This is a genomic window from Actinomadura barringtoniae, assembly GCF_017573505.1.
Lineage (GTDB): Bacteria > Actinomycetota > Actinomycetes > Streptosporangiales > Streptosporangiaceae > Spirillospora > Spirillospora barringtoniae.
The window spans coordinates 1-26,000 of sequence record NZ_JAGEOJ010000042.1 but is presented as its reverse complement, the minus strand read 5'-3'; the positions used below and the strand labels follow the sequence as shown (position 1 = coordinate 26,000).

19 protein-coding genes are annotated in these 26,000 nt (G+C 72.6%); 10 read left to right on the top strand and 9 right to left on the bottom strand.

The genetic code is table 11. From position 1 onward, the window contains the following. The first annotated feature begins 79 nt into the window (after window positions 1-79). The 6 genes from J4573_RS52495 to J4573_RS52470 all read left to right on the top strand — a co-directional run bounded on the left by J4573_RS52495 (window position 80) and on the right by J4573_RS52470 (window position 10,761). On the top strand, window positions 80-1,036 hold the full coding sequence (locus tag J4573_RS52495) for a DUF1702 family protein (RefSeq protein ID WP_208264020.1): 957 nt from the start codon (window positions 80-82) through the stop codon (window positions 1,034-1,036). Beyond that, complete coding sequence (locus J4573_RS52490; RefSeq protein WP_208264019.1) at window positions 1,033-2,976, top strand: FG-GAP repeat domain-containing protein; 1,944 nt, start codon at window positions 1,033-1,035, stop codon at window positions 2,974-2,976. Before J4573_RS52495 ends, J4573_RS52490 begins: the two co-directional genes overlap by 4 nt. Then, entirely contained in the window at window positions 2,973-3,926 is a 954-nt protein-coding gene (locus J4573_RS52485) for an RnfABCDGE type electron transport complex subunit D (protein ID WP_208264018.1), read from the top strand. Before J4573_RS52490 ends, J4573_RS52485 begins: the two co-directional genes overlap by 4 nt. Further along, window positions 3,923-9,061 (top strand): type I polyketide synthase, encoded by a 5,139-nt coding sequence (locus J4573_RS52480; RefSeq protein WP_208264017.1) that lies wholly within the window; start codon window positions 3,923-3,925, stop codon window positions 9,059-9,061. Before J4573_RS52485 ends, J4573_RS52480 begins: the two co-directional genes overlap by 4 nt. Further along, window positions 9,058-9,486, top strand: coding sequence for an acyl-CoA thioesterase (locus J4573_RS52475; protein ID WP_307797557.1), 429 nt, complete (start codon window positions 9,058-9,060; stop codon window positions 9,484-9,486). The genes J4573_RS52480 and J4573_RS52475 overlap by 4 nt, the downstream gene beginning before the upstream one ends. A gap of 174 nt (window positions 9,487-9,660) precedes the next feature. Beyond that, window positions 9,661-10,761, top strand: coding sequence for a hypothetical protein (locus J4573_RS52470; protein WP_208264016.1), 1,101 nt, complete (start codon window positions 9,661-9,663; stop codon window positions 10,759-10,761). Between the two features lie 115 nt (window positions 10,762-10,876). On the opposite strand, the gene J4573_RS52465 is transcribed toward J4573_RS52470, so the two are convergent. Continuing rightward, a complete protein-coding gene (locus J4573_RS52465) occupies window positions 10,877-12,220 on the bottom strand; it encodes a delta-60 repeat domain-containing protein (RefSeq protein ID WP_208264015.1) in 1,344 nt (447 codons plus the stop codon). 208 nt (window positions 12,221-12,428) lie between these two features. On the opposite strand from J4573_RS52465, the gene J4573_RS52460 reads away from it, so the two are divergent. Then, window positions 12,429-14,600 (top strand): lectin-like domain-containing protein, encoded by a 2,172-nt coding sequence (locus tag J4573_RS52460; protein ID WP_208264014.1) that lies wholly within the window; start codon window positions 12,429-12,431, stop codon window positions 14,598-14,600. A gap of 99 nt (window positions 14,601-14,699) precedes the next feature. Here the strand turns inward: J4573_RS52460 and J4573_RS52455 are convergent, their stop codons facing one another. After that, a complete protein-coding gene (locus tag J4573_RS52455; protein WP_208264013.1) occupies window positions 14,700-15,359 on the bottom strand; it encodes a TetR/AcrR family transcriptional regulator in 660 nt (219 codons plus the stop codon). A 62-nt stretch (window positions 15,360-15,421) separates the two neighbouring features. On the opposite strand from J4573_RS52455, the gene J4573_RS52450 reads away from it, so the two are divergent. After that, window positions 15,422-16,942: a carotenoid oxygenase family protein gene (locus J4573_RS52450; protein WP_208264012.1), complete on the top strand. Its 1,521-nt coding sequence runs from the start codon at window positions 15,422-15,424 to the stop codon at window positions 16,940-16,942. 52 nt (window positions 16,943-16,994) lie between these two features. Here the strand turns inward: J4573_RS52450 and J4573_RS52445 are convergent, their stop codons facing one another. Next, complete coding sequence (locus J4573_RS52445; protein ID WP_243775015.1) at window positions 16,995-18,215, bottom strand: cytochrome P450; 1,221 nt, start codon at window positions 18,213-18,215, stop codon at window positions 16,995-16,997. 124 nt (window positions 18,216-18,339) lie between these two features. On the opposite strand from J4573_RS52445, the gene J4573_RS52440 reads away from it, so the two are divergent. Beyond that, window positions 18,340-18,957 (top strand): TetR/AcrR family transcriptional regulator, encoded by a 618-nt coding sequence (locus J4573_RS52440; protein ID WP_208264011.1) that lies wholly within the window; start codon window positions 18,340-18,342, stop codon window positions 18,955-18,957. Between the two features lie 143 nt (window positions 18,958-19,100). Here the strand turns inward: J4573_RS52440 and J4573_RS52435 are convergent, their stop codons facing one another. Genes J4573_RS52435 through J4573_RS52420 form a run of 4 tightly spaced genes read right to left on the bottom strand, consistent with a single transcriptional unit; the run spans window position 19,101 to window position 22,471 of the window. After that, the gene (locus tag J4573_RS52435) at window positions 19,101-20,252 is read right to left on the bottom strand and encodes an acyl-CoA dehydrogenase family protein (RefSeq protein ID WP_208264010.1); all 1,152 of its coding nucleotides are present in this window, start codon (window positions 20,250-20,252) and stop codon (window positions 19,101-19,103) included. Between the two features lie 17 nt (window positions 20,253-20,269). Continuing rightward, window positions 20,270-21,448 (bottom strand): winged helix DNA-binding domain-containing protein, encoded by a 1,179-nt coding sequence (locus tag J4573_RS52430; RefSeq protein WP_208264009.1) that lies wholly within the window; start codon window positions 21,446-21,448, stop codon window positions 20,270-20,272. Window positions 21,449-21,488: 40 nt separating this feature from the next. Continuing rightward, window positions 21,489-21,821: a hypothetical protein gene (locus tag J4573_RS52425; RefSeq protein WP_208264008.1), complete on the bottom strand. Its 333-nt coding sequence runs from the start codon at window positions 21,819-21,821 to the stop codon at window positions 21,489-21,491. 53 nt (window positions 21,822-21,874) lie between these two features. Next, on the bottom strand, window positions 21,875-22,471 hold the full coding sequence (locus J4573_RS52420) for a TetR/AcrR family transcriptional regulator (protein ID WP_208264007.1): 597 nt from the start codon (window positions 22,469-22,471) through the stop codon (window positions 21,875-21,877). A gap of 99 nt (window positions 22,472-22,570) precedes the next feature. On the opposite strand from J4573_RS52420, the gene J4573_RS52415 reads away from it, so the two are divergent. Beyond that, on the top strand, window positions 22,571-23,740 hold the full coding sequence (locus J4573_RS52415; protein ID WP_208264006.1) for an FAD-dependent monooxygenase: 1,170 nt from the start codon (window positions 22,571-22,573) through the stop codon (window positions 23,738-23,740). A gap of 303 nt (window positions 23,741-24,043) precedes the next feature. Here J4573_RS52415 and J4573_RS52410 read toward each other — a convergent pair whose 3' ends face one another. Continuing rightward, the gene (locus tag J4573_RS52410) at window positions 24,044-24,211 is read right to left on the bottom strand and encodes a hypothetical protein (protein ID WP_208264005.1); all 168 of its coding nucleotides are present in this window, start codon (window positions 24,209-24,211) and stop codon (window positions 24,044-24,046) included. Window positions 24,212-24,262: 51 nt separating this feature from the next. Continuing rightward, window positions 24,263-25,612, bottom strand: a complete 1,350-nt coding sequence (locus tag J4573_RS52405; protein WP_208264004.1) for an aspartate aminotransferase family protein — start codon at window positions 25,610-25,612, stop codon at window positions 24,263-24,265. Window positions 25,613-26,000: the final 388 nt, after the last annotated feature.

The window sequence follows — 26,000 nt, the reverse complement described above, 5'->3', positions numbered from 1 at the left end:
CGGCCCAGGCAGCGACCGGATCGCAGGCCCGCGGCTGCCTAGTCTCGCTGGAGATCGGCGAGGCTTTGGGGGAGGCCGCATGGGGATCTGCGACCGACTGCGCGGCGGGCTGGCGCTGGCCCCGGGCGTGCTGCGGGAGGCGCGGCGCGACTTCGCGCCCGCGACCGGTGACGCGGCATGCCGCCTGGACGAGGTCGTCGACGCGTTCGCGCACGGCTACAACGCCGTGCTGCGCGGCGGGTACGACCCGGCGGAGCTGCCCGCGGGCCTGCGCGGCTTCGGCTACGAGGGCGCGGCGATGAGCAGCACGCTGCTGGACCTGATGACGGTGTCGCGGGGGCGGCGGCTGCACGAGCTGGGCGAGGGCACCGGCGCGGGCTACCCCCACCTGATCAACGTGGGCGCGGGCTGGGCGTACGCCCGGATGCGCCTGCGCCCCTGGTGGACGGTCCGCCCCGGCACCGATGAGCAGGGCGTCGGCTCGCCGCTGCTGCGCTGGCTGGCCTGGGACGGATGGGGCTTCCACCGGGCGTTCTTCACGCCCCGCAGGGTCTTCGCCGACCACGCGCCGGGGCCGCCGCGCGTGCGGCGCATCTGCGACCAGGGCGCGGGCCGGGCCCTGTGGTTCTACGCGGGCGCCGACCCCGACCGCATCGGCGACGTCATCAACGGTTTCCCCGGCGTGCGCAGGCCCGACCTGTGGGCGGGCGTCGCGCTGGCCGCCGCCTACACCGGCGCGCAGCCACCGGGCGTGCTGGCGGCGCTCGCCGAACGCGCCGCCGCCCACCGCGCCCACCTCGCGCAGGGCGCGGTGTTCGCGGCGAAGGCGCACGTGCTGTCGGGGGAGATGCCGGGCGGCTCGGCGGCGGCCGTACGGGCGCTGACCGGCGTCGGGCCGGGCATCGCCGCCCGCTGGGCCGACGACGCGCTCGCCGCGAGCATCGGCGGCCCCGACTCACCGGCGGGCTACGAGGGATGGCGCGGGGGAATCCGCCACGCCTGGACGCGGACGAACGAGAGGCAGACGGTCGGATGAACTCACTCCTGTGGCGCGTGGCCGCCCCGGCGACCGCGGTGACGATGGCCGTCGGCGCCTGGCAGGTCGCGCGCCTCCCCGAGCCGTCGGAGGCCGCCGTCCGGCGCGCCGCCGAGGGGCTCGCCTTCGCCCGGCAGCCGCTGAACGGCGCCGCCGGCGACCGAACCGTGCGCACGGTGGCGCCCGCCTACGAGCGGATCCGGTCGTGGATCTCCTCGGTCGGCGCCGCGGTGGCCCTCACCGACTTTGACGGCAACGGGCGCCCCGACGACTCGTGCGTGGTCGATCCGCGTGACGACTCGGTGACGCTGAAGCCGGTCCCCGGCACAGGCGACCGGTACGCGCCGATCCTGCTCGACCCGGCGCCGCTGCCCTACAACGCGACCATGGCGCCGATGGGGTGCGTGCCGTCCGACTTCAACGAGGACGGCCGCATCGACGTGCTCGTCTACTACTGGGGCCGTTCCCCGGTCGTCTTCATGAACCAGCCGGGCCTCACGAACCAGCCGGGCCTCACGAACCAGCCGGGCTTGATGAACCAGGCCGGGGCCAAGCGGCTGCGGCCCCGCGAGCTGGTGACGCCCTACCGGGTCTGGAACACCAACGCGGTGTCGCTGGCCGATGTGGACACCGACGGTCACGCCGACGTGGTGGTCGGCAACTACTTCCCCGACGGCGCCCGGGTCCTGGACCCCAGCGCCCACCAGAGCCGGTTGCGGATGCAGCACTCCCTGTCGGCCGCCTACAACGGCGGCAGCGACCGCGTGATCCTCGCCCGCCCCGGCTTCGGCGGGAAGGTCGACTTCACCGACGTGCCGAACGCGCTGAAGGCCGTTCCGAAGCAAGGCTGGACGCTGGCGATCGGCTCCCAGGACCTGGACGGCGACGCCCGGCCCGACCTGTACCTCGCCCACGACTTCGGGCCCGACCGGCTGCTGCGCAACCTGTCCACGCCCGGGCACGTGCGGTTCCAGCAGATGCACGGCGTACGGCATCCGAGCACGCCCAAGTCGCGCGTGCTCGGCAGCGACTCGTTCAAGGGCATGGGCGTCGGGTTCACCGACCTGAACGGTGACGCGGTCCCCGACATGGTCGTCAGCAACATCACCGAGCCGTACGCCCTCCAGGAGAGCAACTTCGCCTGGATGAGCGAGCGCCGCCGCGTGCTCGGCCGCGACGGCACCGCCTACTACGACGACCACAGCGAGCCGCTCGGGCTCGCGCGCTCGGGCTGGGGCTGGGATGTCAAGACCGGCGACTTCGCCGGGACCGGCAGCCCCGCGATCCTCCAGGCGACCGGTTTCGTCAAGGGGCGGGTGAACCGCTGGCCGCAGCTCCAGGAGCTGGCGATGACCAACGACGACCTGCTGGAGAGGCCCGGCGCCTGGCCGCGCTTCGCGCCCGGCGACGACCTGTCCGGCCACGACCCGGACCGCTTCTACGCCCGTGCGCCCGGCTCGGACGGGCGCTTCGCCGACATCGCGCCCGCGCTCGGCGTGGCCGACCGGGGCGTGTCCCGGGGCATCGCGCTCGGCGACGTCGACCACGACGGGCGGCTGGACTACGCGGTCGCCGGGCAGTGGCGGCAGTCGTTCTTCTACCGCAACACCCGCACGACCACCCACCCGTACCTGGGGCTGCGGCTGGTGCGCCCGGCCGGCTGCGACGACGGCGGCCCGGAGACGCCCGCGATCGGCGCCGAGGTGACCGTCGAGTCCGGCGCGGCCGGGCTGCGCACCGGCCAGGTCTACCCGGCCAACGGGCACGCGGGGGTGTCGTCCCCCGAGCTGCTCTTCGCGCTGCGCGGACCCGACGCCCGGATCGCGGTGACCTGGCGGGACGCCTGCGGGCGCCGCCACACCGCGCGCGGCGTCGTCGCGCGCGGCTGGCACGAGCTGGTCCTGCGGCCCGACGGCACGATCAAGGGAGCCGAACGATGACGTTGAAGGATCCGCGCGTCGCCGCGCTCCGCCGCTTCGCGATGTCGATCACCGCGCTGACGGTGCTCGGCCACCTGGTGCTGGGGTTCGAGCAGGCCTACCTCACCCCGGTCGTCGCGGTGCTGGTGGCGTACGCGCTGGACCTCGCCCTGGAGACGCTGGACGCGCTGGGCCGGGGCCGCCTGCCCAAGTACTTCGGCGGCCGCAAGGACATGCTCGACTTCCTGCTCCCGGCGCACATCACGGGCCTCGCCTGCGCGATGCTGCTGTTCGCGAGCAGCCGCCTCGGCCCGGTCATCTTCGCGGTGACGGTGGCGATCGCGTCCAAGTACGTCTTCCGGATGCGGGTCGGCGGCAAGGTCCGGCACGTGCTGAACCCGTCCAACTTCGGCATCGCGATGACGCTGCTGGCGTTCCCGTGGGTCGGGATCGCGCCGCCGTACGAGTTCACCGAGCGGATCGGCGGCCCGCTGGACTGGCTGGTCCCGGCGGCGATCCTGGCCGCCGGGACGATGCTGAACGCGATGCTCACCAAGAAGATCCCGCTGATCGCGGCGTGGGTCGGCGGGTTCGCGCTGCAGGCGATCGTGCGCGGCGTGCTGGAGGGCACCGGCCCGGTGAGCGCGCTGCTGGTGATGAGCGGCACCGCGTTCGTGCTCTTCACCAACTACATGATCACCGATCCGGGCACGACGCCGGTGAAGCCCGCCCGGCAGGCGGCGTTCGGCTTCGTGACCGCCATCGTCTACGGGCTGCTGGTGACGGCGCACATCGCGTTCGGGCTGTTCTTCGCGTTGGTCATCGTCTGCGCGGGCCGCGGCGCCTGCCTCGCGTTGCTGGGCCTGCGGCGGCGCACGCCCACGGCGATCCCGCCGCAGCGCGTCGCCACCGGCACCGCGAGCGGCACCGCCACCGAGATCGCCGAACCGGTGCCGGCCGTCGCGCCATGACCGAGGCGGCGATGACCGGGGCGATCGCGATCGTCGGCATGGGGTGCCGCTATCCCGACGCCGACGGGCCCGACCGGTTGTGGGAGACCGTGCTGGCCGGGCGCCGGGCGTTCCGCGGCATCCCGCGAACCCGGCTGAACCCCGACGACTACGTCGGCGAGGCGGGCGACCCGGACCGGACGTACGCCAGGACCGCCGCCGTGCTGGAGGGCTGGGAGTTCGACCGGGCGCGGTTCCGGGTGCCCGGCCCGGCCCATCGCGTGACCGATCCCGCGCACTGGCTGGCGCTGGAGGTCGCCTCCGAGGCTCTGGCCGACGCGGGTTTCCCGGGCGGCGAGGGGCTGGACCGCGACCGGGTCTCGGTCGTTCTCGGCAACACGATGGCCGGGGAGGTCAGCCGGGCGGCGCAGCTGCGGCTCCGCTGGCCGTACGTGCGCCGTACCGTCGCCGCCGCGCTCGCCGGGGAGGGACTGGACGACCCGACGCAGGCGCGGCTCCTCGCCCGGCTGGAGCAGACCTACAAGGCGCCCTTCCCCGAGCCGAACGACGAGTCCCTGGCGGGCGGCCTCGCCAACACCATCGCCGGGCGGATCTGCAACCACTTCGACCTGCGCGGCGGCGGCCACACCGTCGACGGCGCGTGCGCGTCCTCGCTCCTGTCGGTGATCGCCGGGTGCTCGGCGCTGCTGTCCGGCGACGCCGACCTGGTGCTCGCGGGCGGCGTCGACCTCAGCCTGGACCCGTTCGAGCTGGTCGGGTTCGCCCGGACGGGCGCGCTCGCGACGGACGCGATGCGGGTGTACGACGCGGCGCCCACCGGCTTCTGGCCCGGCGAGGGCTGCGGGATGGTCGCGCTCATGCGTTCCGAGGACGCGATCGCCGCGGGCCGCACGCCGCTGGCGACCGTTCAAGGCTGGGGGACCTCGTCCGACGGCCAGGGCGGCATCACCCGGCCCGAGGCGGGCGGGCAGCTGCTGGCGCTGCGCCGCGCCTACCGCCGGGCGGGCTTCGGGCCGCAGACCGTCGGGCTGTTCGAGGGCCACGGCACCGGAACGGCCGTCGGTGACCGCGCCGAGCTCGAGGCGCTCATCGCCGCGCACGAGGGCTCGCGCCGGAACGGGCCGCCCGCCGCCCTCGGCACCGTGAAGGCCAACATCGGGCACACCAAGGCCGCGGCGGGCGTCGCCGGGCTGATCAAGGCCGTTCAGGCGCTGCGGCACCGGGTCCTCCCGCCCACCACGGGCTGCGAGACACCTCATCCGCTGCTGGAGGACGCGCCGCTGCGCGTCGTCGGCGAGGCCGAGGCCTGGCCGGACGGGCCGATCCCGGCGCGTGCGGCGGTGAGCGCGATGGGGTTCGGCGGCATCAACACCCATGTCGTCCTGGAGGCGGCCCAGCACGTTCCCGGGCAGGTCACCCTGCGCGGGCCGCTCGGCGAGCAGGTCTTCGTGATGGCGGCCTGGTCCCGCGAGGAGCTGCACGTCCTGCTCGACCGGATCGCCGTACGGGCCGAGACGATGTCGCACGCCGAGCTCCTGGACCTGGCGGCGACGCTGCCGACCGAGGGCGAGTTCCGCGTCGGGATCGTCGCCTCCGACCCCGGGCGGCTCGCCCGCCGGGCCCGCCTCGCCGCCCGCCTCGAAACGGGCGGAGGGCTGGCCGCCGGGCCCGGGATCTACGCGGGCAGCGGGGCGCGCATGCCGATCGGGCTGCTGTTCACCGGCCAGGGCTCTGCCGTGAAGGGCACTGCGGTCGACGGTGGCACGGACACGGCGGTCGCCCAGCCCGCGATCATCGGCGCCGCGCTCGCGGCGCTGCGTCGGCTGGAAAGACTCGGCGTACGGGCGGCCGGAGCCGTCGGGCACAGCCTCGGCGAGATCGCCGCGCTGCACTGGGCAGGGGCGTTGACCGAGAACGACGCGATGACGCTCGCGGAACGGCGCGGCCGGATCATGGCCGCCCAGGGCCGTTCGGGCACCGGGATGGCGTCCGTCGCCGCCGAGCCGGACGCCGTCGCCGAGCTGCTGCGCGGGACCCGCCTGGTCGTCGCGGCCGACAACGGCGTGGCCCAGGTGATCGCGGGCGACCTCGGTGAGCTGGACGCGGTCGTGGCGAAGGCCCGGGACCAGGGGCTCACCGTGCGGCGGCTGGAGGTCGGGCACGCCTACCACTCCCCGGCGATGGCCGCCGTCGCCGAACCGCTGGCCGCGTTCCTCGCGGGCATGCTGATCTCGGTGCCCGGCCGCCCGGTCCACTCGACGATCACCGGCGTGCGGCTGTCGGCCGACGAGGACCTGCGCGGGCTGCTGGTCCGGCAGGTCACCGCCCCGGTGCGCTTCCGGGAGGCGGTGTCGGGGCTCGCGCGCGAGTGCGGGCTGCTCGTGGAGGTCGGGCCCGCCGGGGGCCTGGCCGGGCTCGCCGAGGCGGTGACCGGCGTCCCGGCGGTGACACTGAACGCGGGGGGCGTGGCCGCACTGTTCGCGGCGGGCGCGATCCGCGACGCCGCGCCGCTGTTCGCCGGGCGCTTCCGCCGGCCTTTCGATCTGTGGCGCGATCCGGTGTTCCTGGAGAGCCCGTGCGAGCGTGCGCCGGAGGTGCGGATCCCGCAGCAGCGGACCGTTCAGGCTCCGGTGCCGCGGCACACGAGGCCCGGGCACGGATCGGTGGCCGAGACCGTTCGGCGGCTGGTGGCCGAGGCGCTCGAACTGCCGCTGGACGCGATCGGAGACGGCGACCGCCTGCTCGCCGACCTGCACCTGAACTCCCTGCGCGTCGCCCAGCTCGCGGGCCGCGCGGCGACCGACTGCGGACGGGCCGCACCGACGGCACCGCCCGCCCTGGCGGACGCGACCGTCGGCGCGGTGATCGAGATGATCGAGGCGCTGCCGCGCGCCGGGTCGGCGGATCCCGCCGCGCCGGTCGCCGGGGTGGGTGAGTGGCACCGCATCCTGGTGCCCGAGCCCGTGGCTCCCGAGCCCGCGCCCGTGGTGGGCGACGATGCGGTCCGGGTCGTCCTGCCGGAGGCGCCTGGAGATGACGACATGGAACGGCTCGTCGCCGCCGCCCGTGACTCGCTCGCGTACGCGGTGCCGCTGGAGGTCGTCGACCCCGGCAACGTCGCGTCGGGGTTCGTCGGGACGCTGCGGGCCGAGCATCCAGAGCTGACCGTTCACCATGTGCCGGGGAACGCGGTCCGCCACCGGCCGCTGATCTTCTCGGGGGAGGCGTCAGGGGAGCCGGAGTTCCCGTTCGGGCCGCAGGACGTCGCACTCATCACCGGCGGCGCCAAGGGGATCGGGCTGGAGAGCGCCCGCGCGCTCGCCCGGCACGGCGTGCGGCTGGTCCTGATGGGGCGTTCCGCCGACCTCGATCCCGCCGCCGTCCACGGGCTGGGCGACGACGTCCGGTACGTGAACGCGGACGTGACCGACGCCGACGCGGTCGCGAAGGCGCTCGCGGCGATCGGCCCGGTGAGCGTGCTGATCCATGCGGCGGGCGTCAACCGGCCCGCGCGGTTCGCCGACCTGGACGCCGCCGACTTCGCCGACCACGCCGCCCCCAAGGTGCGCGGGCTGGCGAACGTGCTGGACGCCCTCGACGCCCTCGACCCCTCCGACAACTCAGTGCTGCGGGCGGTGGTCACCTACGGGTCGGTGATCGGACGGTTCGGGCTCGCGGGCGAGGCCCACTACGCCCTGGCCAACGGGCGGATGCGCGAGCTGGTCCGGCGGACCGCCGCGCGGCTGCCCGGCTGCTGGGTCTGCAACGTCGAATGGACGGTCTGGTCGGGCGCGGGCATGGGCGACCGGCTCGACGTGCTGGACGGGCTCGGCCGGGCCGGGGTCGTCCCGCTGCCCGCCGAACGCGGCGGCGAACTGCTGCTGCGGCTGCTCGCGGCCCGCCCGGCCGTGCCGTCCGTGCTGGTCACCGGCAGGCTGCCCGCCTTGGAGGCGGAGGCGGAGGCCGGGGTCGCCGGGCCGCACCGGGTCCACACGCCCGGAGTCGAGCTCGTCACCGAACGGGAGCTGACCGCCTCCGCGCCGCTCCTCGCCGACCACCGCGTCAGCGGGGTGACGGTCGTGCCGGCCGTGGTGATGCTGGAGGCGATGGCCTCGGCGGCGCGCGAGCTGACCGGGCGCGCCCCGTCGGGTTTCGCGGACCTGCGCTGGCACCGGCCGGTCACGGTCCCCGACGAGGGCGCGCGCACGCTGCGGATCTGCGCCCTGCGCCGCGAGGACGGCACCGTCGACCTCGCCGTCCGCACGGACGAGACCGGCTTCGAGGTCGACCACGCCGCAGGCCGTACCGCCGGAGGACCGCTCACCCCGCCCGGCGTCGCCGCTCCAGAGACCGCGCCTCCCGCGCACGAGGGCGCCGAGCTGTACGGATCGCTGTTCTTCCACGGTCCCGCCTACCAGCGGCTGATCCGGTACGAACGGCTGGAGTCCAAGGGGTGCGCGGCGATCCTGCGCGGCGGCGACGGCCTGGCCATCGACGACGCCTCGATCCACGTTCTGCAGGGGTGCGTGCCGCATCGTCGCCTGCTGCCCGTGGGATGCGAGGCGTTCGCCCGCCATCCGTACGAGAACCCGGGCGGCGAGCTTCGTGTGACCGCCGTGGAACGCGACCACCAGGGCGCCGACTACACCTACGACGTCGTGGTGACCGCCACCTCCGACGGCAGGCCGGTGCTTTCGTGGCGAGGCCTCAGGCTTCGCGACGCAGGGCCCCTCGAGCATCCGGGCGGGCTTCCCGCCGTTCTCGCGGGCCCCTACCTGGAGCGCAACGCGGGAGCCCTGCTCGGCAAGGGGCGGCGCGTGCGCGTCGAGTCCGAGCTCTGCCTGCCCGAGGAACCGTCGCCCTGGCCGGGAGTCGCCGGTGAGATCGTACGGCTGACCGGCGAGCCCGAGGAGCACGCGTTCACCCGCGTCCGGACCGTCGAGGAGTGCCTCTCCCAGCAGGGCCGGGACGCGGCGTCGGTGCCGCTCACGGTCGAGGGTGTCTACGAGGACGGCTGGGTGCTGATGCGCGTCGGGAACGCGACGGCGGCCTCCTGCGTGCTCAGGCTCGCGGGCCGTACGGACCCGGTGGCGGTCGCCGTTCTCGCCGAGGGGGAGGAGGTGGAGGGGCGGTGAGGCCGCACTTCACCTACGAGCACATGGTCACGTTCGCCGAGACCAACCTCGTGGGCAACGTCTACTTCGCGCACTACGTCACCTGGCAGGGCGCCTGCCGCGAGCGCTTCCTCGCCGAGCACGCGCCCGGGGTGGTCGCCCGGCTGGCCACCGACCTGGCGCTGGTGACGGTCTCCTGCTCGTGCGACTACCTGTCCGAGCTGTACGCCCTGGACCGGGTCTCGATCCGGATGTCCCTGCGGGCGACGGCGGGCAACCGGGTGGCGATGGACTTCTCCTATTACCGCGTGGGCAATGGGCCTGCGCAACTCGTCGCCCGTGGCACGCAGGAGATCGCGTGCATGACGCGGGAGGGCGGACGGCTCGTGCCGGTGCCCGTTCCCGAGGAGCTGGAGCAGGCACTGGCCGCGTACATCCCGGCCTGAGCGCGCAGGTGGTCGCGCAGTTCGTCGCGTAGGCAGTCGCGCAGCTAGTTGCGCGGGTAGTTGCGCAGGATTTTCAATTCTCCTGGCCACCGCTTTTCTCTCGCACCACGGCCGCCGTTCCCTTGCTGAGCGATCATGAAACTCAGCTGATCCACAGTTGCAAGGGAAAGAAAAATGTCCAATACAGACAAGTCCAATACGGACAAAAATCCCGACGGCGACAATCGTGGGGAAAACGCCGGTCCGCATGCGGACCGGCGGCGCTTTCTGGCCGGGGCGGCCGCCGCGGGCGCGGCCGGTGCCGCCGCGGTGGCGGGCGGTGGGCTCACGCCCACCCCGGCGATGGCCGCGGCGCCCGGTGGCTCGGGCCTGCTGGCCCCGACCGGCTTCACCTGGGCGGGTGCCATTCCCGGCAACCCGTACGTGAAGTACTACCCGGAGCTGGCCAACCGGCCCTACATCCCGGGGTACGGCTTCGCCGAACTGCCGATGCCCACCGAGCCCGGCGCGTTCCTGTCCGAGGCGCTCAAGCGGATCTTCGGCGTGTTCCAGCGGTGCCTGTGCATCACCCCGGAGGCGGTGCTGAACTTCGCCACCCTGGGGGCCGCCAACCTGCAGAGCGACAAGCAGCGCGAGACCATCCGGATGGAGGGCGGCGTCGGCGTCGGCATCGGCGGCGGCCAGGACAACCTGATCCAGCAGGTCTTCAACGTGATCCTGCACCCGGGCGAGCACATCTCGATGGGCATCGCCGAGCTGGTCGGCAAGATCACCGTTGACCACGACGGCAACCGCAAGGTGGAGCCGAGCTTCATCCTGCCGATCGACACCGAGCAGATCATCGGCCAGTTCATCCGGATCGTGAACCCGCTCAACTGGCCGACCATCATCGGGAACTTCGTGAAGAACCCGCTCTCGATCTTCGAGGAGCTGCTCGCGTTCTTCTTCCCGGTGCGCCAGCGGATGAACTTCAACGTCAAGGTCAAGTGCGAGAAGTTCCCGGACGTCGAGCTGATCAACAAGGCCACCATCCAGGTGGACAGCGGCCATCTCAGCTCGTTCCCGCCGAAGAACGCGCCCTACCGCACGCCGGGCCCGGTCGAGTTCGTCGACGCCAAGCACCCGAACAGCCAGCCGCTGGTCGTCATCGAGAAGTGGCAGCCGACGGTGGACCACCGCAAGAACCTGCCGCCGCAGGTGCTCGACCCGTCCAAGGCCGTGTACCCGGAGACCGTGGACGTGGACCTGCCCTGCGCCGAGGACCGGCGGCGCTGAGCATCTCTTCAGCACTGTTCGAATTCAGCGCTGTTCGAAGCGCCACGACGAGGGGCGGCGGCCGTGACGGCCGCCGCCCCTCGGTGCGTCTCCGAGCCGGTCGGTCGCAGGCGGGTCAGGCACCCAGGAAGCGGACCAGGGCGAAGCTGTCGCCGTTCACCGGGTCGTGGCTGCGGCCGCCGACCACGATGTTGCCGTCCGCCTGCAGGGCCACCGCGTGGCCGCGGTCCGACGGCGAGCCGAAGTCGCTGATGGCGACGCCGTTCTTGCCGAAGCCGGTGTCGGGGTCGCCGTCGGCGTCGTAGCGCACGACCGCGACGCTGTCGCCGGTGTCGGCCGCCGTGGTGAACCCCGACACCACGACCTTGTCGTCGGGCTGCACGGCGACCGCGCGGCCCTGCGAGGCCGAGCCGATCTGGGTGACCACGCGGCCCTGGTCGCCGAACGTGGCGTCGGCCCTGCCGTCGGCGGTGTAGCGGGCCGCGGCGATGTGGCCGTCCACGGTCCCGGCCGCCACGATCTTGCCGTTCTTCTGCAACGCGACACCGTGCGCGGTGCCCGAGGTGGTCTTGAAGTCGATCGCCGCGGCGCCCTTCTTGCCGAAGCCCTGGTCCAGCACGCCCGCGGGCGTGTAGCGGGCGACCAGGAAGGCGGCGCCGACCTTGCCGGAACTGGACCCGGCGACCACGATCTTCCCGTCGGGCTGCAGGGCGACCGCGCTGCCGCGGTCGGAGGCCCCCAGCTTGGAGACCACCGAGCCGCCCTTGCCGAACGAGGCGTCGCGCTTGCCGTCGGTGCCGTAGCGGGCGACGGCGACCGCCTTGCCGCTGGTGCCGACGGCCACGATCTTGCCGTCCGGCTGCACCGCGACCGCGTAGGCGGCGTCGGCCTGGCCGCTGATCCGGTCGACCACCCGGCCGCCGTAGCCGAACGTGCGGTCGCTCTGGCCGTTCGGCAGGAAGCGCTGCAGGGCGAAGTTGCTGCCGACGCCGGGCTCGACGCTGTAACCGGCGACCACGATCTTCCCGTCGGGCTGCACGGCGACCGCGCGGCCCTCGGCCAGCTTGCCGATCGCCGACACCCGCTTGCCACCCGTGCCGAACGCGGGGTCCAGCCGCCCGTCGGGGCAGTAGCGGGCCAGGGCGAGGCCCGAGCCGCTGTCACCGACGGCGAGGATCTTGCCGTCCTTCTGCACCGCCAGCGCGTACACCGCGTCCTTCTGCTTGCTGAACGCGGTGACGACCTGGCCCGAGACCACGTTGTCCGAGCCGAACGCCGGGTCCATCCCGCCGGCGTCGGCGAGGGCGGCCGGCGCGGCGAGGACGGCCACCGCCGCGGCCCCGCCGAACAGCCCCGCCGCCCGCGCGGCCGAGCGGCCGGCGGACCGGCCGGCGGACGGGCCGGTTCGCCGACCGGTCGGTCGTGATCGCCCGGAATTGTGGTGTGTATTTGCATTCATGGTTTTTCTATCCTTCCTAGTGCCGCATGGCGCACAGCAGGTTCTTGCCATTGGCAGGCGACTCGACCCGTTTCACCCGATTGTTTGGCGGATTGCTGAATGCTCTTTATCCTTCGCAGTCCGCTCATTGGGGTTGTCCGCCCGTGCGGATGGCAATTTGCTATGGGGTAAACGCCATTCGGGGGGTTAGATGACTTATCAGAGACGCGTGCGCCCACGGGGGCCGCACGCTCGGATTGCAGGTACGGCGATCGCCGTCGCCGCGGCGGCGCTGGTCGCCGTGCCGCAGGCGGGCACCGCCGGTGCCGCCGCCCGCGAGGAGCTGGTCTCCGAGTCCTTCTCCGGGTCCTCGACCACGCCGGGAATGTGGGCGGCGCCGAGCCCGCGAGGCTCGCACACGCCGTGTCTCACCGCGGCGACCGACCCGCCCGCGGGCTCGCTCAAGGCGTGCAACGCGGTCAAGTCCGGGAGGTCCAAGGCCGACCCGCCCGGTGAGGGCGTCTTCCAGTTGACCGACAACTCCAAGAAGGACGCCGGTGGGCTGGTGCTGACCAAGCCGCTCACCACGAAGAAGGGCCTGCGGCTCGACTTCGACATGTACATGTACGACCAGTCGACCAAGAAGGCGGCCGACGGGATCGCCTTCTACCTGCTCGACGGTGCCCAGAAGGAGGTGACCGCCGGCGAGATCGGCGGCGCGCTCGGCTACAAGGGCATCAAGGGCGCCGTCATGGGCTTCGGGTTCGACCAGTTCGGCAACTTCGCCACCAAGATCGGCGGCGCGACGGAGAACTCCAAGTTCACGCCCGACAACATCGGCGTGCGCGGCGCGGAGTCGACCGGGTACCGCTACATCACCGGTGTGAAGGCGCCCGCCTCGCTCGACGCCCCGGACGCCAAGTCCCGGCAGTCGGCCAAGCGGCACGTGAGCATCGCCGTGAGCCCGGCCAACTTCCTGTCGCTGTCGATGGACTTCAACGACGGCAAGGGCAGCCGCAAGCTCATCAAGGACTTCGACCTGGACGGCATCAAGGGCCAGCCCAAGCTGCCGGACACGCTGAAGCTCGGCTGGTCGGCGTCCACCGGCGCCTACACCAGCTACCACGAGATCTCCGGCTTCCGCGCGGCGAGCCTGGACCCGAACCTGTCGGTGAAGCTGACCGGTGACCTCCAGGTGAGGGCGGGCGGCGCGGGCAGCGCCCAGCTCGAGGTGTCCAACGCGGCGGCCGCCGCGGCCACCGACGGCACCGTGACCGCCACCTACAAGATCGCCGCCGGGCTCAAGGTGGACCGGGCGAGCGGTGACGGCTGGTCCTGCGACGTCGCGGGCGACCTGGTCACCTGCAAGCGGCCCGACGTGCTGGAGCCGGGCGCGTCCGCCCCGCCGATCACGATCAGGTACACCGCCGGCGGCGCCGCCACCGGCCTGCTGAACTCGATCGCCAAGGCGACCACCCCGGGCCAGGCGCCCGGCGAGGACCCGGCGGCCAAGCTGGCCGTCCAGATCATCGGGCAGATCGTCACGCCGCCGGTGGGCAAGGACCCGTCGGTGTCGCTGTCGATCACCCACGACGGCGACCCGGTGCCGGGCGGCGTCACCCCGTACCACCTGACCGTGCGGAACGACAGCCACGCCGGGCCGACCGACGGCACCGTCACCGCCACCTTCGACGCGCCGTCCGTCGGCACGATCAAGCTGGCGCGCGGCGACGGCTGGCGCTGCAAGGTGGACGGCAAGCGCGCCACCTGCACGCGCCGCGGCATGGGCGACGACGCGCTGAAGCCGGGCAAGACCTACCCGCCGGTGACGGTGGAGGTCGCCTTCCCCGACGACGCCGCGGGCGCCGTCGTGGAGGCCCAGGGCAAGATCACCGTCCCGGGCGACGCCGACGAGTCCGACAACGAGGCCGTGGAGCCGGTGACGGTGGCCAAGCCGAACAAGGAGGCCCGCACCGGCCTGAAGATCCACGTGGACGCCTCGCCCAGGCAGTACAAGGCCGAGCAGCCGTTCACCTACACCGTGACCGTCACCAACGACGGGCCGGACCTGGCCAAGGACGCCGTGGTGAACGTGCACCTGCCCGACAAGTGGACCAAGGTGCCGTGGGCCTGCAAGGCGACCGGCGGCAGCCGGTGCCCGAAGCCGATCGTCACCAAGGACAAGTACGTCCTGCCGATCAAGGGCAACCTGGACACGACGATCGACGTCGCGCCGGGCGGCAAGGTGGTTCTTCAGGTGAGCTGCAAGCCGCCGAAGGGGTTCACCAGCCCGATCGAGATCATGGGCGCGATCACGCCGCCGCCGGGCGCCGTGAACGCGGGCTGCACGGGCACGTGCAAGGCCACGCTGACCGCGCCGAAGAGCACGTCCTGGTTCTAACGGGGACGACGCTCGCGACGCATTAGCGGGATGAACGCGGCGGGGACGGAGCGATCCGTCCCCGCCGCTTCACGCTTGGTGTCGTGTCTCAGCGCCGCTTCACGTCTTGGGCTCGCCTGAGACCGAGATGCCCATCCAGCCGTCCGGCAGCCCGGCGCCGCCGTGCCAGGCCAGGTCGGAGAGGTAGCCGACCAGCTGGGCGCGGGGCATGGCCGTTCCGCCGCGCAGCCACCACTCGATCGCGGCGATCGCCGAGCCCATCATCGCCCGCGCGCCGGGCGCGGCCATCTCGGCGTCGCGGCCCGCGGCGGCCTGCGCCGGTCCGAGCATCGTCTCGATGGCGCCCGCGAGCAGGTCGAACAGGCCCGGTCCGGTGTCGTCCTCGTTCAGCGGGCGGATCAGTGCCCAGTACAGCTGCGGCCGTTCCTCGGCCCAGGCGAACAGCACGTCGAGGATCGCGGCGAACTGCGACTTCGGCTCGCGCTCGCCCGTCGCCCGGCCGAACATCTCCAGCAGGATGATCCCGGCGTGCCGTTCGCTCAGCGCGGCGAGCACCTCGGCCTTGCCGGAGAACGCGGCGTAGACCGCCGAACGCGCGTACCCCGCCTCGCGGGCGACCTCGGCCAGCGACACGCTCGTGCCCATCGCGCCGATGGCCCGTTCGGCCGCGTCCAGCAGCTCCTCCCGCCGCCGCGCGGCGTCCACGCCCGGCCCGCGGGGCCGGCCGCGCCCCCTGGCGGGCGCTCCTCCCTCTGTCACCCGGCCAATGCTAGGGCGCCGAGGGTTGACATCGGGTCAGCAAAAAGTACAGCCTGTCTTTTATGGTCCTCACCGCCGCGCCCGGCCGACACTGGGCACCGATTCAGGGCGAGTTCGACCTCGCCGTCACCGAGATCACCGGCAGGCTGCCCGCCGGACTGACGGGCACCCTCTACCGCAACGGCTCCGGCCGCTGGGACATCGGCTCGACCGCCGTCGACTGCCTCTTCGACACCGACGGCATGATCAGCGCGTTCGCCCTGGACGGGCAGGGCGTGCGGTTCCGCAACCGGTTCGTCCGGACCAAGCAGTACGTGCGGGGCGAGCGGGCGGGCCGCATGACCACGCGCGGCCTCGGGCAGCAGCGGCCCGGCGGCGTCGCCGCCAACGCCCTGCGCGGCCCGGCCAACACCGCCAACACCAGCGTGCTCGTGCACAACCAGCGGCTGCTGGCGCTGTGGGAGGCCGGGCGGCCGTACGTGCTGGACCTCGACTCGCTGGAGACACTCGGCCAGACCAACCTCGGGGGCACGCTCAAGGGCCTGCTCGGCGCCTACTCCGCGCACTACGTCCAGGACCCGCACACCGGGTCGGTGGTCAACTTCGGGTTCGACCCGTACCTCCCGCGCCTGGACCTGCGGTGGGTGCGCGAGGCGGCGACGCCCGCCGAACGGCTCCGCCGGATGCGCGAGCAGGTCGGCGAGGCGCGGCCCAGGGTCCGGCTGCGGCTGTACGAGACCGACCGCGCGGGCACCACCCGCTACCTGCGCTCGGTGCCGCTGCCCGCCATGTGCTACATCCACGACATGGCGCTGACCCGCAACTACGCCATCTTCGCCGCCACGCCCTGGCGCATCGATCCGCTCCCGATCGCCGCCGGCACGTCCCCGATGCTCGACGCGATGCACTTCGTCCGGAACGCGCCGAGCTACTTCCTGCTAGCGCCGCGCGCCGTGGGACCGGTGCGGGTCGTGGAGACCGACCCGTTCTTCATGGTTCATTTCGCCAACGCCTTCGAGGTGGCGGGCGCGTCTGGCGACGAGGTCGTGGTGGACCTGCCCCGGTACGCGCCCGAGACGTTCCACACGGCCATGGCGTTCTTCGCCGACCCACGTTCGGCGCCCGCGGCGGGCGGCACGCTGACCCGCTACCGGATCGGCGCCACCGGCAAGGTCACCACCGAGCAGATCAGCGACGCGCTGTGCGAGGCGCCGCAGTTCGACCAGCGCCGGTCCACCAAGGACTATCGCTGGTCGTACTCCATCGCGCGGACCGACGGGGTGAGCGCGCCGCTCGGCCCCGGCTTCGGCATCGCCCGCTTCGACCACCGCACCGGCGCCGCCGACACCTACATCACCGCCGACGACGGGCTGATCGAGCCGGTCTTCGTGCCCCGCTCACCGGACGCCGCCGAGGACGACGGGTGGATCCTGACCGTCGGCTACAGCGCTTCTGAGCACCGCAGCCGGCTGATGGTCTTCGATGCCGCCCATCTCCCCGACGGCCCGGTGGCGGAGGCCTGGCTCCCGTTCCACGTCCCGATCAGCTTCCACGGCACGTTCACCGAACGCGTCGCGACCTGACCGGGGGAGTATGCGAGGTCAGACCGGGATCGAGGTCAGGCCGGGATCGAGGTCAGACCGAGATGGGGAGGCGCTCGGGTCCGCGCAGGTTGATGCGGCCGTTCCACTCGACCTCACCGTCGGGGGCGAGGCCGGGGAACCGCCGTACGAGCCGTTCGATCGCGACCCGGCCCTCCAGCCGGGCGAGCGCCGAGCCGAGGCAGTGGTGGCGGCCCACGCTGAACGAGACGTGCGCCCGGGCGTTGTCGCGGTCGATCCTCAGCCGGTCGGCGTCCGGACCCCAGTAGTTCTCGTCGCGGTTGGCCGAGGCCAGCGCCGCCACCACGAACGTGCCGGGCGGGATCTCCCGGTCGCGCACCGTGTACGGCCGGGTCGTGACCCGCCGGGTCTGCTGCACCGGCGAGTCGTAGCGCAGGAACTCCTCGACCGCGTTGTCGGCCAGGTCCGGGCGCTCGCGCAGCATCGCCAGCTGCTCGGGCGCGCGCAGCAACGCGACGACGCCGTTGGCGATCAGGTTGACGGTGGTCTCGTGACCGGCGACGTACAGCAGCGTGACCTGCGCGACCAGCTCGTCGTCGGTCAGCCGGCTGCCCTCGTGCTCGGCCATGATGAGCGAGCTCAGCAGGTCGTTGGCCGGACGCTTGCGCTTCCACGCGATCAGCTCCCGAATGATCGCGGTCATCTCGACGCCGGCCTCGGCGATCGAGGCGAGCATCTCCGGCCCGTTCACCGGCTCCAGCGAGCGGACCAGCAGGCCGCTCAGCTCGCGGACGCGCTCGCTGTCGGTCGGCGGCATGCCGAGCATCCGCGAGATCACGGTGAACGGCAGCGGGAAGGCCAGCGCCGGAACCAGGTCGGCGCGCCCGGCCTCGGCGATCTCGTCGAGCGCGGCGTCCACCAGCTCGGTGACCTCCGGTTCGAGCGCGGAGACCTTGCGCGGGGTGAACACCTTGGCCACCAGCGAGCGCAGCCGGGTGTGGTCGGGCGGGTCGCGATCCAGCATCGACAGCGTGAGCACGTCCAGGCCGCTGCTGGCGAGCTCGTCGCTCTGCTCGCGGAACGCGCCGGAGGTCACCCGGCCGACGTCGACCGACAGGTCCGAGCGCAGGACCTGCGCCACCTCCTCGTAACCGGTCAGGATCCAGAGCCCGAACGGGTGCTCGTGCACCGGATCGGTCTCGCGCATGCGCCGGTACGTCGGGTACGGGTCGTCGGTGAAGCCGGGCTCGAACGGGTTGAACAGCAGTTCTGTCTCGAGCGGGATCTCGGTCATCGGAAGCCTCTCAGGTGGTGGAGGGCCGGGGGAGGGAGAAGAGCGGACACGAGCTCAGGTGCGACACGGTGAACACCTACTCTGCGTTGGAGACATACGCTGTGTATGTTCGTATACTCCGTGCATGTCACCTGTCAAGAGCCGCCGGGAGCAGTACTCCGAGGCGACCAAGGCCGCGCTGCTGGAGGCCGCGACCCGGCGCTTCGCCGAGCGCGGCTTCGCCGGCACGTCGCTGGAGGACGTCGCCTCCGACATCCAGGCCACCCGAGGCGCGGTCTACCACCACTTCGCCAACAAGACGGCCCTGTTCGAGGCCGTTTTCGACGCGCTGGAGGTCGAGACGATCCGCCTGTCCATGGAGGCGGCCGCGAACCAGGAGGATCCCTGGGAGGCGGGGCAGGCGGCGCTGAGCTCGTTCCTGGACGTGTGCTGCGACCCGGTCTACGGCCGCATCGTCTGGCAGGAGGCGCCCCTCGCTCTGGGCTGGGAGCGCTGGAAGGAATGCGAGCAGAAATACGCGCTCGGCCTGATCGAGGGCATCATCAAGAGCCTCGTCGACAGCGGGGACCTGCCGGAACTGCTGCCGCTGGAGGCGACCGCCCGCATCACGTTCCACATCCTCGGCGCGGCCGGCATGGCGCTGTCGGAGACGCCCGAGCCTGACAAGCCCCGCGTACGCGAGGAGTACGGCCGCTCGATCACCTACCTGCTCACCAACGCCCGAGTACAGGCGGCCGGCTGACGTTCACCCGGCCGTGGTGAAGCTCAGCTGAGGTGTTACTCGGCGGCGCTCAGTTGCTCGGCGGCGCTTAGTTGCTCGGCGGGGCTCGGTTGCTCGGCGGGGCTCGGTTGCTCGGCGGGGCTCGGTTGCTCGGCGGGGCTCGGTTACTTGGCGACGCTCTTGGCGAGGTGGCGGCCGATGACCATGCGCTGGATCTGGTTGGTGCCCTCGAAGATCTGCATGACCTTGGCCTCGCGCATGTAGCGCTCCACCGGGAAGTCGCGGGTGTAGCCGTAGCCGCCGAGCACCTGGACGGCGTCGATCGTCACCTTCATCGCGGCGTCGGTGGCGACCAGCTTGGCGATCGAGGCCTGGCGGCCGAACGGCAGCCCGCGGTCCTTGCGGCGGGCGGCGTCCAGGTAGGTGGCGCGCGCCGACTCGACGGCGGCGGCCATGTCGGCCAGCAGGAACGCCAGCCCCTGGTTGGCGATGATCGGGCGGCCGAACTGCTCGCGTTCGGTGGCGTAGCGGACCGCGTGGTCCAGCGCGCCCTGCGCGAGCCCGACCGCGCACGCGGCGATGCCCAGCCGCCCGGAGTCCAGCGCCGACAGCGCGATCGGGAAGCCCTGGCCCTCGTCGCCGAGGCGCCACTCCGCCGGCACGCGCGCGTTGTCGAAGTGCAGCTGGGCCGTGGTCGAGCCGGTCAGGCCCATCTTGCGTTCGGGCGGCCCGAACGTCAGGCCCGGCATCTGGCCCTCGGTGAGGAAACAGCTGATGCCCTTGCCGCCGTCGTCGGACGTACGGGCGAACAGCACGTAGAAGTCGGCCTCGCCGCCGTGGGTGATCCACGTCTTGGTGCCGTTGACCAGGTAGTGGTCGTCCTCGGCGACCGCGCGGGTGCTGAGCGCGCCGGCGTCCGAGCCCGCGTGCGCCTCCGACAGCGCGTACCCGCCGAGCAGTTCGCCGCCGAGCAGCTCGGGCAGCTGCTTGCGCTGCTCCTCGTCTCCGAACGCCGACAGCGGATAGCAGGCCAGCGTGTGCACGCTGAGCCCGACCGCGACCGACGCCCACACCGAGGCGATCTCCTCCAGCACCTGGAGGTAGACCTCGTACGGCTGCCCGCCGCCACCGTCCTCCTCCGGGTAGGGCAGCCCGAGCAGCCCCGAACGGCCCAGCAGCCGGAAGATGTCGCGCGGGAACGCGGCGGCCTCCTCGGCAGGCGCGGCGCGCGGCGCCAGCTCCTTGCTGACGAGCTCGCGGGTCAGCGCGATGAGGTCCTCGGCTTCGGGGGTGGGAAGCATCCGTTCAGCGGGCATGCCCCCATCATCGCGGATCAGGAGACCAGCTCGCGCTCCAGAGGGGTCCTAAAGCGAGGGATCGCGCGGACATCCCCGAACCATCCGGGCAGCCTGCCCGCCTCGGCCTCGATCGCGGCGATCGCATCGGCCCCGACGTCCTCCAGGAGCTGAGTGGCGATCTCGCCGTCCTTGCGCTGGGCCCAGCCGCCCACGATCCGGCCGTTCCACCAGATCGTCGGGCCGATGTTGCCGTTGCGGTCGAACAGGCGCGGGGCGTGCTCGCCGAGGTACCAGCCGCGTTCCTGCCAGCCCATCGGGGTCGGGTCGAGCGCGGGCAGCAGCGCCGCCCAGGGCTCGGGCTCGGCGACCGGGTCGAGGTCGTCGGCGAGGACGAGGCCGGTCGTGCCGTCCAGGTCGACCTCGGCGACGTCCAGCCGGGCGAGGGCCTTCTTGACGTCGGCGACCGTCCAGCCCGTCCACCACTTGATGTCGGACGCGGGCGCCGGGCCGAACGCGCGCAGCCACTGACCGACCAGCTCGGCCTTGGCCTCGTCGGCGTCCAACTGGGCGATGCCGCCGGGCAGCCAGGCCTCGATGGGCGTCCACTTGTACTGGCTGCTGGACCACGAGCCGTTCGGCCGGCCGCGCACGATCCGGCCCTCGCAGCCGAGCGTCACCAGCACCCAGGTCGTGATGTTGGTCGGGCGCGAATAGGACTTGCCGGGCGCCGGGTCGACCTGCGTGCGCAGCCTCGGCTCGTCCGCGCTGAGCTGCGCGCCGGTCGCCTCGCCGCGCGCCAGCAGTGCCTCGTGCGTGGCGTTCTCGACGTCGCGCAGCCAGCCCTGCACGTCGCCGTCGATGACGCCGGCCTGCTCGATCAGCCTGCCGTACGTGCGGCGCTGCTTGACGGCGAGCGCGTCCGCGCAGGACGCCTGCAGCACCGGAACGAGCTCGACCGGTACCACGAACATCGTCCGCCGCATCGCCAGCAGGCGCAGCAACGACCGGTCCTCATAGAGGGCCTTCTCCACGTGCGCGGGCGTCGCGGACACGCTGCGCGCCGCGACCGACAGGAACACCGTCGCGGGATCGGTCGCGTGCAGGGCCACCAGTGAACGGGCGATGCCGGCGGCGTCATCGGTCCGCTGTGACGCCGCGAGCCGGTGCCGCACGGCCAGCCGGGCGCGCCGCTCGGAGGGCGTGATCGAACGCATGGTCGAAACCCTATACGCCCCCGCCCCGCCCCGCCCGGGGTCAGCTGTGCTGGATCTTGACGGTCACCTTGTCCTTGGTCACCGACTGGACCGAGACGTTGAAGCCGTCGGCCTGCTGCTGACCGTCGCCCACCGGGACGGTCACCTGCTCTCCGGCGATCTTGAGCGTCACGGTCTCGTTCTGCACGCTGACCAGCTCGGCCTTCACGCCGAAGATGCTCGCGTTGGCGTCCACGCCGCGATCGAAGGTGACCGTGCAGGAGTTGGCGTTGCAGTCGGTCTTGGAGTTCTCGCCGCCGCATGCCGCGACCGCACCGAACGGCAGAAGCACGAGGGGCAACACGGTCAGGGTTCGCTTCAACGGGGAGATCATGGCAGCGAGTCTAGAAGTCCGCGCCACTCGGCCGTGCCCTTCCTCGGGAGGATTCACCCGGATGCGGAAGTAGTACCGGAGAGGGGCATCGGCTCGGTCAGGTAGCGCTGGACGGTGGGGGACAGGCTCGCGACCAGCGTGTTCACGTCCATGGCGACGACCGGCGGCAGCCGCAGGATGTACCGGCAGAGCGCCGTGCCGAGCACCTGGGTCGCGACCAGCCCGGCCCGCGCGGGCAGCTCCGCCGGGTCGTCCACCACGGCCGCGGCGGCCACCGCGACCTGCGAGCCGAAGATCGAACGCAGCTGGTCGGCGGCGGTCTCGTTCGTGATCGCCGACCGGAACAGCACGGTCAGCACCTCGTCGGCCAGGCCGCCCTCCCAGCGTTCGACGAAATGCCGCACCAGCGTCTCGCCGATCCGGTCGCGGTCCACCACCGTGAGGTCGGGGAACTGCAGGTCGATGTCGGTGGCGGCGGCGAACAGCCCGTCCTTGTTGCCGTAGTAGCGCATCACCATCGACGGGTCGATGCCCGCGTCCCCGGCGATCGCGCGGATCGTCGCCTTCTCGAACCCGTCGGCGGCGAAGCGGCGGCGGGCGGCGGCGAGGATCGCCGCCCGGGTCTGGTCGGAACGCGTCGTGAAAGCCATGCCAACAACTGTAGGCCAACATCTGTTGTCAAACCAACTCCGGCGCGCTAACGTCAATGCCAACAGATGTTGGCAAACGAACGTTGACCGGAGGTCGCCATGTCAGATCGACTCCCCACCACCACCGACGTCCTGATCGTCGGCGCCGGCCCCGTCGGCCTCACCCTCGCCGCCACCCTCCGGCAGCGCGGCGTGGACGCCGTCCTGGTCGACCGCCAGGCCGAGGGCGCCAACACCTCCCGCGCCGCCGTGGTCCACGCCCGCACGCTGGAGGTCCTGGAGACGATCTCGGTCAGCGACGAGCTCGTGAGCCGCGGGATCATCACCCCCCGCTTCACGGTCCGCGACCGCGACCGCGCTCTGCTGACCGTCGACTTCGACGGCCTCCCGACCAGTTACCCGTACACGCTGATGGTTCCCCAGAACGTCACCGAGGCCGTTCTGCTGGACCGCCTGCACGCGCTCGGCGGCCAGGTCCACCGCCCGTACGAGCTGGCCGAGATGACCCAGGACCCCAACGGCGTCACCGCGACCATGAGCACCGGCGAGACCATCCGCGCCCGCTACGCCGTCGGCGCCGACGGCATGCACAGCAAGGTCCGCGAGCAGGCAGGCATCGGCTTCACCGGCGCCACCTACGCCGAGTCGTTCGTGCTCGCCGACGTCCGCATGGACTGGGACCAGCGCCCCGACGAGGTCATGCTCTACTTCGCCCCCGAGGGCCTGGTCGTCGTCGCGCCGCTCCCCGGCGGCCACTACCGCATCGTCGCCACCGTGAACGAGGCCCCCGAGCACCCCACCCTGGAGGACGTCCAGGCCCTCCTGGACTCGCGCGGCCCCGCCAAGCGCCCCGCGAAGGTCACCGAGGTCGTGTGGAGCTCCCGCTTCCGCGTCCACCACCGCCTCGCCGACCACTACCGCGCCGACCGCATCTTCCTCGCGGGCGACGCCGCCCACGTCCACAGCCCCGCCGGCGGCCAGGGCATGAACACCGGCATCCAGGACGCCGTGGCCCTCGGTGCCCGCCTCTCCTCAGTCCTCGCCGACGGCAAGCCCGAAACCGACCTCGACTCCTACGAGACCGACCGCCGCCCCGTAGCCGCCGGCGTGGTCGCCTTCACCGACCGCATGACCCGGGTAGCCACCCTCGGCCACGCCCCCCAGCGCAAGGTCCGCAACCTCTTCCTCCGCGCCCTCAACCACATCCCCGCAGTCCACCGCACCATGGCCATGCGCCTCTCCGAACTGAGCACCGACCCCACCCGATGACCACCCCACCCGTTCCAGCACTCCGGCCCCCGCGCCAACCCCTCCAGCACCACTGCCAGGCCGGCCGTTCCAGCACGGTCGGCCCGCAGGCCGTCCGGCCCGGCGCTCACGTGCCCCCGCCCCGGCTCGAGCGCGACTGCCAGGTCGGCCGCTCCAGCATGGTCGACGCGCAGCCCCGACCAGTCCGGCCTTCCGGCTCCCACGCCGATGCTCCAGTGCGGCCGTCTGGTCGTCTGCGTGGCCTGCCTGCAGGCCGGGTGGTCCAGTGCTCCGGCGCTCGTGCCGACCGGTCCAGCGCGGCGGTCAGGCCGACCAGTTCAGCGTGGTCGGCCCGCTGGCCGGGCGGTGCAGCGCTCCGGCAGCCGCGCCGAACGGTCCAGTGGATGGCACCTCGGATGGGCCGTCCCCGTCGACGTCCACCAGCTCGAACGTCGTGCCCGGCACTTGGCCGGGCGCCGGCATGGCCGGCATTGCGCTGCGGTGCGGTCCGGGTTGCGCGAGGGGCGGGCGTCGGGCCTTCGGTCAGTTGAGGGCTGTTAGGGCGGTGTCTATGGCGGTGAGGCCTTCGGCGATCTCTTCGGGGGTGACGGTGCAGGGGGGTGTGATGTGGAGACGGTTGCCGTTGGCGAGGATCCACAGGCCCTGGGAGCGGCAGTCGGAGACGAGCTGCTGGATGGGGCGGGCCTGGGCGCCGGCTGCGGCGTACGGGACCAGGGGCTCGCGGGTTTCGGGGTCGCGGACCAGTTCCAGGGCCCAGAAGACGCCCAGGCCTCGGACGTCGCCGATGACCTGGTGGCGGGCCTTGAGGTCGCGTAGGGCGGGGGCCAGGACGTCGGTGCCGATGTGGGCGGCGTTCTCGACGGTCTTCTCGTCCTCCATGGCGCGGATCGTGGCCACGGCGGCGGCGCAGGCCAGGGGGTGGCCCGAGTAGGTGAGGCCCCCGGGGTAGGGGCGCTCGCGGAAGGTGTCGAAGATCGGGCCGGAGATGATCACGCCGCCGAGGGGGACGTAGCCGGAGTTGACGCCCTTGGCGAAGGTGATGAGGTCGGGTGTCACGTTCCAGTGGTCGAGCGCGAACCACGCGCCCGTGCGGCCGAAGCCCGCCATCACCTCGTCCGCGATCATCACGATGCCGTGCCGGTCGCACAGGTCACGGACACCCGCGAGGTAGCCGTCAGGCGGGACATGCAGGCCCGAGCCGCCGACCACCGTCTCCATGATGAGGGCCGCGATCGTGGCGGGACCTTCGAGGGTGATGACCTGTTCCAGATGAGCCAGGGCTCGTTCGCACTCCTGGGCTTCGGTGGTGGCGTTGAACGCCGAGCGGTAGAGGTAGGGGCCGAAGAAGTGCCGGACGTGGGGGTCGGCGTGGCCCGCTGCCTCGTTCGCGATGCGGCGGGGGTCGCCGGTCGCGGCGATCGCCGTCGAGGTGGCGCCGTGGTACGAGCGGTAGGGCGCCAGCACCTTGACGCGGCCCGTGTGCAGCCGCGCCATCCGGATCGCGTTCTCCACGGCCTCGGCGCCGCTGTTGGTGAACAGCACGTGCTCCAGCCCGTCCGGTGCGTGCCCGGCGACCAGGGCGGCAGCCTCGCCGCGCACGTCGTTGGCCATGACCGGGCTGATCGTGCACAGCCTGGCCGCCTGCTCCTGGATCGCCGCGACGACCTTCGGGTGCTGGTGGCCGATGTTGACGTTCACCAGCTGCGACGAGAAGTCCAGGTAGCGGTTGCCCTCGAAGTCCCAGAAGTAGGACCCCTCGGCCCCGGCGACCGGAAGCGGGTCGATCAGGTCCTGCGCGGACCAGGAGTGGAAGACATGCGCGCGGTCGGCCGCGCGGACCTGCTTGCCGAGTTCGGGCTGGTTGGCGTCCATGCGGCCATTGTTTCGGCAGGCTTCGCGCGGTCGGTCGGCCGGGGTGGGGCAAACCGGCTGCGCGTCAGCCAGGGTGGGGTCAGCTGGCTGTGGGCGTCGGCCGGGGTGGGGGAAGTCGGCTGTGCGCGTCGGCCGGGGTGGGGCAAGCGGGCTGTGCGCGTCGGCCGGGGTGGGGTCAGCTGGTCGTGCGCGTCAGCCGGGGTGAGGGCAGGCCGGCCGTGGGCGTCGGCCGTGGTGAGGCAGGCTGGCTCTGCGCGTCGGCCGGGGTGGGGGAAGTCGGCTGTGCGCGTCGGCCGGGGTGGGGCAAGCGGGCTGTGCGCGTCGGCCGGGGTGGGGTCAGCTGGTCGTGCGCCTCAGCCGGGGTGAGGGCAGGCCGGCCGTGGGCGTC